11 protein-coding genes are annotated in these 13,625 nt (G+C 61.0%); all 11 read right to left on the bottom strand.

What is annotated here, in order from left to right; genetic code table 11:
• Positions 1-96 precede the first annotated feature (96 nt).
• Positions 97-1,389, bottom strand: a complete 1,293-nt coding sequence (gene purD / locus J1G33_RS21630; RefSeq protein ID WP_032878115.1) for a phosphoribosylamine--glycine ligase — start codon at positions 1,387-1,389, stop codon at positions 97-99.
• A 158-nt stretch (positions 1,390-1,547) separates the two neighbouring features.
• Positions 1,548-3,155, bottom strand: coding sequence for a bifunctional phosphoribosylaminoimidazolecarboxamide formyltransferase/IMP cyclohydrolase (gene purH, locus J1G33_RS21625; protein ID WP_032878113.1), 1,608 nt, complete (start codon positions 3,153-3,155; stop codon positions 1,548-1,550).
• An 81-nt stretch (positions 3,156-3,236) separates the two neighbouring features.
• Positions 3,237-3,557, bottom strand: coding sequence for a DNA-binding transcriptional regulator Fis (gene fis, locus J1G33_RS21620; RefSeq protein ID WP_002555375.1), 321 nt, complete (start codon positions 3,555-3,557; stop codon positions 3,237-3,239).
• Positions 3,554-4,567, bottom strand: a complete 1,014-nt coding sequence (dusB, locus tag J1G33_RS21615; protein WP_032878112.1) for a tRNA dihydrouridine synthase DusB — start codon at positions 4,565-4,567, stop codon at positions 3,554-3,556. The genes fis and dusB overlap by 4 nt, the downstream gene beginning before the upstream one ends.
• A 185-nt stretch (positions 4,568-4,752) precedes the next feature.
• Complete coding sequence (locus J1G33_RS21610; protein WP_223018714.1) at positions 4,753-5,979, bottom strand: DUF3426 domain-containing protein; 1,227 nt, start codon at positions 5,977-5,979, stop codon at positions 4,753-4,755.
• Positions 5,980-6,009: 30 nt separating this feature from the next.
• Entirely contained in the window at positions 6,010-6,888 is an 879-nt protein-coding gene (prmA, locus tag J1G33_RS21605) for a 50S ribosomal protein L11 methyltransferase (protein WP_032878110.1), read from the bottom strand.
• A 275-nt stretch (positions 6,889-7,163) separates the two neighbouring features.
• Positions 7,164-8,525 (bottom strand): acetyl-CoA carboxylase biotin carboxylase subunit, encoded by a 1,362-nt coding sequence (accC, locus tag J1G33_RS21600; RefSeq protein ID WP_223018713.1) that lies wholly within the window; start codon positions 8,523-8,525, stop codon positions 7,164-7,166.
• 17 nt (positions 8,526-8,542) lie between these two features.
• A complete protein-coding gene (gene accB, locus J1G33_RS21595; RefSeq protein WP_003188191.1) occupies positions 8,543-9,007 on the bottom strand; it encodes an acetyl-CoA carboxylase biotin carboxyl carrier protein in 465 nt (154 codons plus the stop codon).
• A gap of 24 nt (positions 9,008-9,031) precedes the next feature.
• Positions 9,032-9,487: a type II 3-dehydroquinate dehydratase gene (gene aroQ, locus J1G33_RS21590; protein ID WP_032878109.1), complete on the bottom strand. Its 456-nt coding sequence runs from the start codon at positions 9,485-9,487 to the stop codon at positions 9,032-9,034.
• A gap of 296 nt (positions 9,488-9,783) precedes the next feature.
• Complete coding sequence (locus J1G33_RS21585) at positions 9,784-11,745, bottom strand: methyl-accepting chemotaxis protein (RefSeq protein ID WP_223018712.1); 1,962 nt, start codon at positions 11,743-11,745, stop codon at positions 9,784-9,786.
• A gap of 53 nt (positions 11,746-11,798) precedes the next feature.
• A complete protein-coding gene (locus J1G33_RS21580; RefSeq protein ID WP_078820186.1) occupies positions 11,799-13,469 on the bottom strand; it encodes a PleD family two-component system response regulator in 1,671 nt (556 codons plus the stop codon).
• Between the last annotated feature and the right edge of the window lie 156 nt (positions 13,470-13,625).

Genomic DNA, 13,625 nt, shown 5'->3' with positions numbered 1-13,625 from the left:
TTGATGCACGGGTTAACTATGCGCGGGGCGACATGTGTACGGCAAGGGCCAAAGGCCCTTACCTAACCGAACGGATAGCTACTGCAAGTGTAGCTCTCAGCTGTTCTCGCCGCGTTCACGGGCAATGGCACGGTAGCCGATGTCGGTGCGGTAGAAACAACCTTTCCAGTCGATTTTCGCAGCCAGCTTGTACGCCTGCTGTTGTGCTGCATCGACACTGGCACCCATTGCGGTGGCGCACAACACACGGCCACCTGCGGTTACAACTTTGCCGTCCTTGAGCGCGGTGCCTGCGTGGAACACCTTGCCTTCCAGCGCAGCGGCGGCATCCAGACCTTCAATCACATCGCCCTTGGCGTAATCGGCAGGGTAACCACCGGCCGCCAGCACGATGCCGACGCTCGGGCGTGGGTCCCACTGTGCTTCGACCTTATCCAGCGCTTGGGCCAGCGCCGCTTCCACCAGCAGCACCAGGCTAGATTGCAGGCGCAGCATCACCGGTTGTGTTTCCGGATCGCCGAAACGGCAGTTGAACTCGATGACTTTCGGGTTACCGGCTTTGTCGATCATCAGGCCGGCGTAGAGGAAACCGGTGTAGACGTTGCCTTCGTCGGCCATGCCGCGCACGGTCGGCCAGATCACCAGGTCCATGACGCGCTGATGCACATCGCTGGTGACCACTGGCGCCGGGGAGTAAGCACCCATGCCGCCAGTGTTCGGGCCGCTGTCGCCATTGCCGACGCGCTTGTGGTCCTGGCTGGTGGCCATGGGCAGTACGTTCTTGCCGTCGACCATTACGATGAAACTGGCTTCTTCGCCGTCGAGGAATTCCTCGATCACCACGCGCGAACCTGCATCACCAAAGGCATTGCCGGCGAGCATGTCGCGCACGGCGTCTTCGGCTTCCTGCAGGGTCATGGCGACGATCACGCCTTTACCGGCAGCCAAGCCATCGGCCTTGATCACGATCGGTGCGCCTTTTTCACGCAGGTAGGCGAGGGCCGGCTCGATCTCGGTGAAGTTCTGGTAGTCGGCGGTGGGGATCTTGTGGCGTGCCAGGAAATCCTTGGTGAAGGCTTTCGAGCCTTCCAACTGGGCGGCGCCAGCGGTCGGGCCGAAGCAATCCAGGCCACGGCTGCGGAACAGATCGACGACGCCGGCAACCAGTGGCACTTCCGGGCCGACGATGGTCAGGGAAACATTCTTCTCGGCAAAATCTGCCAGTTGCTCAAGGGCCAGCACGTCGATGGCGACGTTTTCGCACTTGGCCTCAATGGCGGTACCGGCGTTGCCGGGGGCGACGAAGACTTTCTGGACACGTGGGTCCTGGGCAACTTTCCAGGCCAGGGCGTGTTCACGGCCACCGCTGCCAATGATCAAAACATTCATTTCAAAAACCTCGGATGAAGCAAATTCTGTGAGGCGCCGCAAGTGCGCTTTATGTGGGAGGGGGCTTGCTCCCGATTGCGGTGTATCAGTCAAATAATCAACCTGCTGAAATACCGCTATCGGGAGCAAGCCCCCTCCCACATTTCGATCGAGTGGGATCAGTGGCGGAAGTGGCGCATACCGGTGAAGACCATGGCGATGCCGGCTTCATCAGCAGCGGCAATCACTTCTGCATCACGCATCGAGCCGCCCGGTTGGATCACGGCAGTAACACCGGCTTTCGCGGCGTTATCCAGGCCATCACGGAACGGGAAGAATGCATCGGAAGCCATTACCGAACCCACCACCTGCAAACCGGCGTGTTCTGCCTTGATCGCGGCGATACGCGCCGAGTTCACACGGCTCATCTGGCCGGCGCCGACACCGATGGTCTGGCGGTTCTTGGCGTAGACGATGGCGTTGGATTTAACGTACTTGGCGACTTTCCAGGCAAAGATCAAATCGTTGATCTCTTGCTCGGTCGGGGCGCGTTTGGTCACCACTTTCAAGTCTTGGCTGCCGATCATGCCGATGTCGCGGCTCTGTACCAGCAAGCCGCCATTGACGCGCTTGTAGTCCCAGGCAGCGGCGCGGTCGGCCGACCACTCGCCGCAGGCCAGCAGGCGCACGTTGGCTTTGGCGGCGACAATGGCGCGGGCTTCTTCGCTGACGCTTGGCGCGATGATCACCTCGACGAACTGGCGCTCGACGATCGCCTTGGCGGTCTCGGCATCCAGCTCGCGGTTGAAGGCAATGATGCCGCCGAACGCAGATTCGGTATCGGTGGCGTAGGCCAGTTCGTACGCCTGGCGGATACCGCCTTCAGCGTCCGGGCTCACGGCCACGCCGCACGGGTTGGCGTGCTTGACGATCACGCAGGCCGGTTTGACGAAGCTCTTCACGCATTCCAGCGCGGCGTCGGTATCGGCCACGTTGTTGTAGGAAAGTTCTTTGCCTTGCAGCTGGGTCGCGGTGGCAATGCCCACTTCGGCAGGCTTGGCTTCCACGTAGAACGCTGCGCTCTGGTGCGGGTTCTCGCCGTAGCGCATTTCCTGGGCCTTGATGAACTGGCTGTTGAAGGTGCGCGGGAACTGGCTGCGACCTTCTGTGCTCAAGGTGTCAGCCGCTTGGTTCACGGTGCCCATGTAGTTGGCGATCATGCCGTCATAGGCTGCGGTGTGTTCGAACGCCTTGAGCATCAGGTCGAAACGCTGGGCGTAGGTCAGGCCACCGGCTTTCAGGTTTGCCAGCACGTTGGCGTAGTCGCTGGCGTTGACCACGATGGCCACGTCTTTGTGGTTCTTGGCCGCCGAGCGCACCATGGTCGGGCCGCCGATATCGATGTTCTCGATGGCGGTGGGAAGGTCGCAGCCTGGCTTGTTGATGGTGGCTTCGAATGGGTAGAGGTTAACGGCCACCAGGTCGATCGGCTTGATGCCGTGCTCGGTCATGATGGCGTCGTCGATGCCGCGACGGCCGAGGATGCCGCCATGGATTTTCGGGTGCAGGGTCTTGACGCGACCGTCCATCATTTCTGCGAAACCGGTGTAGTCCGCGACTTCTACTGCGGCCACGCCGTTGTCCTGCAGCAGTTTGAAGGTCCCGCCCGTGGAGAGGATTTCCACACCCAGGGCTTCCAGCTCCCGGGCAAATTCGAGGATCCCGGTCTTGTCGGAAACACTGATCAAGGCGCGGCGGATCGGCAGGCGGGTAGTCTGGTCGGTCATTTCAATTTCCATCAAAAGCAAAGGAGTCAGCAAAAAAGGCGACCGGTTTTACGCGGGCGCCTTTCTGGTTTGATTGAATGCTTACAGCAAATCGTACTGCTTGAGCTTTTTGCGCAAGGTGCCACGGTTGAGGCCCAGCAGCTCACTGGCTTTGGTCTGGTTGCCCTTGACGTAGTTCATCACGCTTTCGAGCAAGGGCGCCTCGACTTCGGAGAGCACCAGGTTGTACACGTCCGTGACGGAAGCACCCTCAAGGTGGGCGAAATAATTGTGCAGCGCTTTCTCGACACTCCCGCGAAGGGTCTGGCCTTCTTCGCTGGGCGTGTTGAGGTGCTGTTTCAAATTGACGTTGTCGCTCACGGGTGTTGTTCCACTCACTAAAGTCTCGGTCATCATCGTCATGCGGCCACCCCTTTTCCATCCCCTGTTCCCAGGCTCTTGTCACGTTCGGCGAAGAACTCACGAACGGTGGCGACCTGTGCCTGCGTTTCATCCAAACGATTGAACTGAGCGCGAAATTCCTTGGCGCCCGGCAAGGTGGCGAGATACCAGCCGACATGCTTGCGAGCAATGCGTACGCCCATCACATCCCCATAGAAGGCGTGCAGGGCGGCCAGATGCTCCAGCAGAATACGTTCCACTTCGACCAACTCCGGCGCCGGCAAGACTTCACCAGTGCGCAGGAAATGCTCGATCTCGCGAAAAATCCACGGTCGCCCCTGGGCGGCCCGGCCAATCAACAATCCGTCGGCACCGGTTGCGTGCAGCACACGCCGGGCTTTCTCGGCGCAGTCGATGTCGCCATTGGCAAATACCGGCATCGACACGGCCTGCTTGATCGCGGCAATGGTGTCGTACTCGGCTTCACCGGTATAAAGGTCGGCGCGGGTACGGCCATGCACCGCCAGCGCTGTAATCCCGGCCTGTTCAGCGATCTTTGCCACTGTGAGGCCATTTTTGTTGTCCCGGTCCCAACCGGTACGAATCTTCAGGGTCACCGGCACATCGACTGCGCCAACGACGGCCTGCAGGATCTCGGCGACCAACTGCTCATCTTTCAACAGGGCGGAACCGGCGGCCTTGTTGCAGACCTTCTTGGCCGGGCAGCCCATGTTGATATCAATGATCTGTGCACCCAGCTCCACATTGGCCCGGGCCGCATCCGCCAGCATCTGCGCATCACCCCCGGCGATCTGTACCGAGCGTGGCTCGGGATCACCTTCGTGGATCATGCGCATCCGCGATTTGCGGGTGTTCCACAAACTCATGTCGCTGGTAACCATTTCAGAGACTACTAGACCCGCGCCCAAACGCTTGCACAGCTGACGAAAGGGCTGATCGGTGACACCCGCCATCGGGGCGAGGATCAAGCCGTTCTGCAATGTATATGGGCCGATGCGTACCGCCGACATAGGACTTCCCTGTTGTGGGGCCGGATCATTAGAGTTCGAAAAAGGGTTGGCATGATACCCGCTCTCGATGACGGGTTAAAGGCTGAATTGGATAAAATCTGAACAGTTATTTTTTTATCGCCACCGGTTTGGTTGACGTCGGTCAAGTCAATAATCCGCCGTCAAACCTCTTCGGGCGTGGCGTTTCACTCGGGCGAGTGGAAGCTCAGGCTGTAGTTCACGGCTTTGTTGCCGGGATCAAGGATGTCCAGGGAAATGTGGATCGGTGTCTGCGAAGGCATTTCGCTGACGCCAGCCAACTCGCCGCTCAGATATTCGGCGGGTTTGAAGCGACGACTGGCGATCAGGCTGCCGTTCAAATCTGCAAAACGCAGTTCCAGCAGCGGGAACGGCTGGGAAAAGGTTGCGCGGTTATAGAGGATCGCATCCACCACCAGCGCACCGGCGAACTCCGGGTGGCTGCGTACCACCAGGTTGCTGCTCTTGATATGGGCGATATCGACCCGCGATGGCACGGTGCAACCCAATTTCGGGCACAGCTGCTGGAACCACGGACGGTAGGCGTCCTGACGGGCCAGTTCGTCGAATTGGTAGGCGATGTACTGGCCTGCCAGGCCGGCGGCGGCGATCAGCACCAGCAGGATCCAGATCAGGCGGCGGCCCCAGCCCGACGGACGTTTCTGCGCATAGAGGTGCAGCGGGTCGTCTTCAAGGTCCTGGAGCACGGCGTCGTGCACGCTGGCCTCGGTGCGTGGGCGTTTACGCCGTGAGTGCGGGCGTTCATCGGCTTCTTCTGCCGCTGGGGTCAGGGGCGTGAAGGGCGGGTCGGGCTCGTCGTCATGCAGGGGCGAGAGCAGGGTTGGCTCGTCGTCGATGGTTTCGCTGTGCAGCGACATGGACGGTTCGGTGCGCTGCCGGGTATTGCTTGGTTCAGGCTCGTCTTCGTCGCTGTCTGCGCGCTCTTGCGCGGGCTCGCTGAACAGGCTGGCGGCCCATTGTTCTTCCTCGGCCTTGACCGTGTCGCGGCTGGCGCTGAGGGTGTCTTCCTTGTGCCGACGATCGGTGCCGGGTTGCCGACGCTCCGCGCCCTGGGGTTGAGTGTGCTGAATCTCGCGGCGCTCGAGCTTGGCCAGTTCTTCGTCCAGGTCCAGGTTGTCCAGGTCCAGCTCCTGGGCTGTCCACTGTTTCTGGCTGATGGCTCGCGGGGGGGCAGGCGTTGGCTCAACCACAGCGGCCAGTTCAGGTTCGGCTGCCGACACTTGGGCGCGCTGCTCCAGCAACTGGCGAGCGGCGTTGAACACTTGCAGGCACGAGCCGCAGCGCACCACGCCACGGGCCACGCTCAACTGAGCGTGGTTGACACGGAAGCGGGCTTGGCAATGCGGGCACTGGGTGACGAAACTGTCGGTCATGCGGCCATCCGATTCAGACAAGCGCTCATTCTAGCGCCGACGACCGCTGATGCGTACCCAGCCATCACGGTTGGCGATCGGGTCCAGCTCGAAATCCCTGGCGTAGGCCGCAGCCACTTCTTCACCTTGCTCGGCGAGGATACCCGACAGCGCCAGGCGCCCACCCGGCTTGACCAGGCTCGACAGTTGCGGTGCCAGCGACACCAGCGGCCCGGCGAGGATATTGGCGACCAGTACATCGGCCTGTACCTGGGGCAGATCTTCAGGCAGATAGAGTGGGAATTTGCCTTCAGCGATGTTATTACGCCCGGCGTTATCGCGGGAGGCTTCCAGGGCCTGCACGTCGATATCGGTGCCCACGGCCTCCTTGGCGCCCAGCAGCAGCGCGGCAATCGCCAGGATTCCGGAGCCGCAGCCGAAGTCCAGTACGTTGCTGTCGGTCAGGTCCTGGCCGTCCAGCCATTCCAGGCACAGGGCGGTGGTGGGGTGGGTGCCGGTGCCGAACGCCAGGCCCGGGTCCAGCAGCAGGTTGACGGCGTCTGGCTCGGGAGCAGCGTGCCAGCTTGGCACGATCCACAGGCGCTGGCCGAAGCGCATGGGCTGGAAGTTATCCATCCAGCTGCGTTCCCAGTCCTGGTCTTCGATGACTTCGCTGTGATGCTCGGGCAGCGGGCCGCCGGTGAGCAGTTCCATATGGGCCAGTACGGCGGCGGCATCGGTGCCGTCTTCGAACAGGGCCAGCAGGTGGGTGTGGGACCACAGCGGCGTGGTGTTGAGTTCCGGCTCGAAGATCGGCTGGTCTTCGGCGTCCATGAAGGTCACCGACACAGCGCCCACTTCGAGGAAAGCGTCTTCGTAGGTTTCGGCTTGTTCTGGGCTGATGGCGAGACGGACTTGCAGCCAAGGCATGGCGGGCACCTTTGAAAAAATGAATGTGCAGCGAGTAGGCCGCGAAAGCGCGCAAGTTTACGCGAGCGGGCAGCATAAGACGACATTACTGAATGAATGCGGACCAAATGTGGGAGGGGGCTTGCCCCCGATAGCGGTGGATCAGTTACAGATACTGAGGCTGACACACTGCAATCGGGGGCAAGCCCCCTCCCACATTTGTACTGTGTATGGCCTGAAAGCTGGGGGGCAGAAACAACAAAGCCGCCCGAAGGCGGCTTTGTTGGGTGGAGCACTTACTGGTTGGCCAGCTTGTGTTCCAGGTAGTGAATGTTCACACCACCCTCGCAGAAGCCCTCATCGCGAACCAGGTCCCGATGCAGCGGGATGTTGGTCTTGATGCCGTCGACCACGATTTCGTCCAGGGCGTTGCGCATACGGGCCATGGCCTCGTCGCGGGTCGCGCCCCAGGTGATCAGCTTGCCGATCAGCGAGTCGTAGTTGGACGGAACCTTGTAGCCGCTGTACAGGTGCGAATCCACACGTACGCCGTTGCCGCCGGGCGCGTGGAAATGCTTGACCAGGCCAGGGCTTGGGATAAAGGTTTTCGGGTCTTCGGCGTTGATGCGGCACTCCAGGGAGTGGCCGTGCATATTCACGTCGTCCTGGGTGAAGGACAGCACGTTACCTGCGGCGATGCTCAGCATCTCCTTGACGATGTCGATACCGGTGACCATCTCCGAAACCGGATGCTCTACCTGCACACGAGTGTTCATCTCGATGAAGTAGAAGCGACCGTTCTCGTAGAGGAACTCGAAGGTACCGGCGCCACGGTAGTTGATGTCGATGCACGCCTTGACGCAGCGTGCCAGGACTTCCTGGCGGGCTTTTTCGTCGAGGCCCGGTGCCGGGGCTTCTTCCAACACTTTCTGGTGACGACGTTGCAGCGAGCAATCGCGGTCGCCCAAGTGGATGGCGTGGCCCTGGCCGTCGGACAGCACCTGGACTTCCACGTGACGTGGGTTGGTCAGGTACTTCTCCAGGTAGACCATCGGGTTGCCGAACCAGGCGCCCGCTTCGGAGCGGGTCTGCTTGGCGGCTTCGATCAGGTCTTCTTCCTTGTGCACCACGCGCATACCGCGACCACCACCGCCACCGGCGGCCTTGATGATCACCGGGTAACCGACTTCGCGACCAATGCGCAGAGCGGTTTCCTCGTCTTCAGGCAGTGGGCCGTCGGAGCCTGGAACGGTCGGCACGCCCGCTGCAATCATGGCGTCCTTGGCCGAGACCTTGTCGCCCATCAGGCGAATGGTTTCGGCTTTGGGACCGATGAAGGCAAACCCGGATTTTTCCACCTGTTCGGCGAAGTCGGCGTTTTCCGCGAGGAAGCCGTAGCCCGGGTGGATGCCATCAGCGCCGGTCACTTCTGCGGCAGCGATGATGTTCGAGACTTTCAGGTACGAGTTCGTGGCCAGTGGCGGGCCGATGCAGATGCTTTCGTCCGCCAGTTTCACGTGCATCAATTCGGTATCGGCCGTCGAGTAAACAGCGACGGTCTTGATGCCCTCTTCCTTACAGGCGCGCAGGATACGCAGCGCGATCTCGCCGCGGTTGGCGATCAGGACTTTTTGCAGTTTCTTCGCAGGTTTCAACATCGAAGGCGCTCCGCGGTTCAAACGATGGTGAACAGCGGCTGGTCGTACTCAACCGGCTGACCGTTTTCTACCAGGATGGATTCAATGACGCCGGCTTTTTCAGCGGTGATGTGGTTCATCATCTTCATCGCTTCAACGATGCAGATGGTGTCGCCCACTTTCACGGTCTTGCCTACTTCAACGAAGGCTGGCGAGGTCGGTGCCGGGGTGCGGTAGAAAGTACCGACCATTGGCGACTTGACCACGAAGCCGTTCAACGCTGGTGCGGCTGGGGCAGCAGGGGCTGCGGCAGCGGCTGGAGCGGCGGCAGGGGCGGCAGCGGCAGGAGCCGGTGCTTGCATCTGCGGTGCGTAGAACTGTTGGGCCGGGGTCTTGCTGTGACGGCTGATCCGTACGGACTCTTCGCCTTCCTTGATTTCCAGCTCGTCGATACCGGATTCTTCCAGCAGTTCGATCAGTTTCTTAACTTTACGGATATCCATGAATCATCAACTCCCAAGGGTCGGTCAGGGGCGTTTAGCCTGTTCTTCAACGTGTTCCAGGGCGGCCTCCAGGGCCAGTCGGTAACCGCTGGCGCCAAGGCCGCAGATCACTCCTACCGCTACATCGGAGAAGTAAGAGTGATGGCGGAAAGCTTCGCGTTTGTGCACGTTCGATAAATGCACTTCGATGAATGGGATGCTCACCGCCAGCAGCGCGTCACGTAATGCAACGCTTGTATGCGTAAAAGCGGCGGGATTGATCAGGATAAAGTCCACGCCTTCGTTACGCGCGGCGTGGATGCGATCAATCAATTCATACTCGGCATTGCTTTGCAGGTAGAGCAGATGGTGGCCGGCTTCACGGGCCCGTCTTTCCAGGTCGAGGTTGATCTGGTCGAGGGTCACTGCCCCGTAGACGCCCGGTTCGCGGGTGCCAAGCAGGTTCAGGTTGGGTCCATGAAGAACCAGTAAGGTCGCCATCGGCTGTTCCTTGTTATTGGTAGGGGTGCGGCAGAACCCGGCGACTATGCCGCAAAGCCTTTGTGACTGTCCAGTTCTATGCAGTAGCCAGCACGATTAGCGAGGATTGCGCGAAATTTGTGACTGTGGCCCGGAATCCGGTCATGCTGAACACGGTCTTGAATCCACTGAAGATCAAATGTGGGAGGGGGCTTGCTCCCGATAGCGGTGGATCAGCTACAGGTATTGAGACTGACACACTGTAATCGGGAGCAAGCCCCCTCCCACATTTGATCTCCATAGAGCGGGAGAGCGGGTCAGACGCGGAAGGCTTGTACGGCAGTGTTGAGTTGCCCTCCGAGCACCAACAGGTGCTCACCCTGGCTACGGCCCTGGCCTATGCGCAGCAAGTTATCCTCACCCAGCTGGTGAATCCGCTCACTGTTATCGCGAATCTCACTCACGGCCCCACTCTGCTGCGCAGTCACATCGGCAATGCGTACCGCCGTCTCGGAAATCGTCTGGATTGCGCCGACGATTTCATCCAGCGCACCATCTGCTGCCTGGGCTTGCTGGGCGGTGGCTTCGGCGTGTTCAACCTGGGCGCGCATGCCTTGTACCGATTGATGGGCGGCGGTTTGCAGGCCGGCGATCAGGCCCTGGATTTCGGCAGTAGCGCCAGCGGTGCGCTGGGCCAGGGAACGGACTTCGTCGGCCACCACCGCGAAGCCGCGTCCGGCTTCACCGGCGCGAGCCGCCTCGATAGCGGCATTGAGCGCCAGCAAGTTGGTCTGCTCGGCAATCGAGCGAATCACGGTCAGCACGCCGCCGATGGTGGCGGATTCTTCCGCGAGTTTCTCGATCATCTGCGCATTTTGCTGCACTTCGCCCACCAAGGCGTGCAACCCGGTCAGGCTCAGGCCGATTACGCGCTGGCCTTGCTCCACAGCAAAGCCTGCACTGCGACTGGCGCCGGCAGCCTGGCTGGCATCCCCGGCCACTTGCTGGATGGTGGCTTCCAGTTCACCCAGGGAGTCACGGATTTGCGCGGTGTCGCCGGCCTGACGCTCGGCGCCGTCGTGCAGGCCGCTGCTCAGTTCGGCGAGGGCGCGGCTGCTGCCGGCCACTGCTTCGGCATTCCCGCGAATAGTGCCTACCAGGCCCACCAGATAGGCGCGCAGGCGGTTCAGGGAGGCTTCGATAGCGTGCAGTTCATGGTTGGTCTTGCCCAGGGCTATCGGCTGGCTGAAATTACCTTCGGCCCAGGTCGACAAGGCCGGTGCCAGATTGGTCAGCACCCGTGCCAGGCGCCGTTGCAGCGTGTCGATCAGCAGTGCGATCAACAGGATCAGGCCGATCATCACGCCTTGCAGCACACGCACCTCGCCCTGGATTCTGGCGTGCTGTGCACGCACTACCGGCTCCAGGCCGGCGATGGCCTGTTGCACGTTGGCGATCTTCAGGTGGGTGGCAGCGGCGAGGTCGGCGCGCTGCTGGATCTGCTCGCGGGTGCGCTTGAGTTCGGCGGGGTAGCGGGTCAACAGGCTGTTGAGCTCGTGCTTGAGGTCGACGCCGGTGTCCTGGGCTGCGGTTTTTTCGGTGTTTTCCAAGCCCATCAACGCGGAGAAATCGTCAGCGTTGGATTCGGCGCTGGCCTTTACCCCAAGCAATGGCAACTGCGCCAACAGGTCGGCCTGGGTGCGCATGGTGGCAATCTCGCGCTCCACCTCGTCGGCCAGCTCGGCGCGGCCGCTGCTCACCAGCTTGTCGCGGGCCAGGGACAGTTTGCCCAGATGCTGCGAGGCGGTCAGCAGGGGAGGCAGGTAGCGTGCTGCGTCTGTGGAGTTGACGCCGCTGGCGTACTGGCTCAGTTGCTCCAGGTTTGCGCCCAGTTCGCGCTCGGCCTGAACCAACAGTGCTTGCGGGTCGCCGGCCAGCTTGCCTGCAGCCAGCAGGTCGGTCTTGCTGAAGGTTTCCAGGTCCGCCAGGCTGGGGTGCAGGGTTTGCGCTAACTCGGCCGGCAATTGCGCGAGTTGCTGCAACAGGCTCTCCAGGCTTTGACTGGCGCTGCTCAGGCGCAGGGCATCGCCGCTGGCCAGGTAGTCGTCGATATTGCGCGCTGCCTGGTTTTGAAAGCCCTGGGACAGGCCCAGGTAGCGCTCCATCAATAAATAAGGCCGCTCCAGCGCCCGTTGCGACCACCACAGCGTCGCCCCGAGGGCCAGGCATACGGCCACCAGCAGAAGGGTATTGAGATTGGTCAGCAGCTTGAGGCGCATGCGGGGTTTCAACCGACGGCAAAAGATAAGTGCCTGAAGTTATTGCGCTTGCGTTACAGAGTTATGACCGATTCGGTGGATTCCGGTGAAAAGATGGCACTTTGCTTTGATGCGCGCGCGGCTTGCACGCGGTTGCGTCCGGCGTCCTTGGCAAGATATAGCGCTTCGTCAGCCTGGGCAGCCATCGTCAGGCTGTCGCAACCGTCACACAGCTCCACCAGGCCGGCGCTGAAGGTGCACCACAAATCCTGCGGTTGGGCGGGGTAGTGGATTTCTGCAAAGCGCCGCCGAATGTCGTCCAGTACCTTGCAGGCCGATTCCACGTCGGTGTCGGGCATCACAATGGCGAATTCTTCACCGCCATAACGGCCGATGTAGTCGGTCTTGCGCAGGCGCTGCTTGAGAAACAGCGCCAGGCTCTTGATCACCCGGTCGCCCATGGGGTGGCCGTGGCTGTCATTAACACGTTTGAAGTGGTCGATATCCAGCATCGCAAAGCTCAATGGCTTGTTCTCGCGGCGGGCGCGAAAGCTGCAGTCTTCGAGCAATTGCAGGATATGCGTATGGTTGTACAGCCCGGTCAGGCTGTCGCGCACCATCCGCGCCTTCAAGTTGCGCGCACGCGCTGCGCGGTTGCGCACGGTGGTGATCAGGTGGCGCGGCTTGATCGGTTTGGTCAGGAAGTCATCGCCGCCTTCGCTCATCGCGTCCAGCTGTTTGTCCAGGTCGTCTTCGGCCGACAGGTAGATGATCGGCACGCTGACGTAACGGTCGTTGTGGCGAATCACCTTGGCCAGTTCGGTGCCGGTACAGGCGGGCATATACATGTCGAGGATGATCAGGTCGGGCTGGAAATCCGCCAGTTCGGCCATGGCCTGGATCGGTTCGATCAAGGTGCGCGTGACAATCCCGGCGCTGTTGAGCAGGCGCTCGGTGTGCAGCGCCTGGGCCCGCGAGTCGTCAATGATCAGCACTTTGTACGGTTCGTACTGGGCAACGCAGGTCAGCACTTCGATCTTTTCCAGCAGGCTCGAAGCCTCCAGCGTGCCGGTCAGGAACTCCTCACCTCCGGCGCGCACGGCGGCCAGGCGCGTCGGCGTGTCGGTTTCGTGCAGGCTGAAAAACAACAGCGGCAGCTTTTGCTCCAGGCCCTCCTGGGCTTGCGCGGCGAGGGTGAGGCCCAGGCCGGGGCCGCAAAAGTCCACGTCCATGACGATGGCTGACGGCAGGCGCTCAGCCATGGCCGTGTGAAAAGCCGAGACGCTGTCCAGGGATTGGGCACTCAGGCCAAAGAATTCCAGCTGCTTGGCCAGGCGCTCGGCGCGGTCGTGGTCGGCCAGCATCACGTAGATCGGTTTGCGCATCGGTGGCAGCAGGGTTTGCTCAAGCTGGTCACCCTGACGCAGGCCGGTGCGCGACAGGCGCTGCATCAAGCGGTTGAGTTCGGTGATCAGTTGGCTGCTCAAACGGCCACGGTTTTCGTCCACCGCCTGGAGAGTTTGGCCAATATGCTGGGCCAGTTGGCGGTGTTCGGGCTGTTCAAAACGCTCGGCGAAGCGCTGCAGGCGCAGGTTGGCTTCGCTGAGTTCGGAAAAGTCGGCGTTCGACCATTCGCCGCGTTGCAGGCGCTGCCAGATCTCAAGAATTTGACGTGCCTGATGAATTACCCGCTGGGCAAAATGCTGCTTGAGACGCTCGCGGCTAGGGTCTTCTGACTCGGTCATATCCTGACTACTGTGAGGGTGCATGCTGAGGTCGACTGATGGCTCTATGCTAGCACCTCTTTTCTGTTGCATGAGTGTCATACGTCAATTAAGTCTGCGTGCCGGATATTCAGTTATTGACTCGCGGGTCGCGCAGCGTAAAAAGCGTGCATCCTT

The organism is Pseudomonas sp. P867, assembly GCF_019891455.1.
In the GTDB taxonomy this organism is placed as follows: Bacteria; Pseudomonadota; Gammaproteobacteria; order Pseudomonadales; family Pseudomonadaceae; genus Aquipseudomonas; species Aquipseudomonas synxantha_A.
The sequence above is the reverse complement of the archived record's forward strand: the minus strand, read 5'-3'. Positions and strand labels throughout refer to the sequence as shown.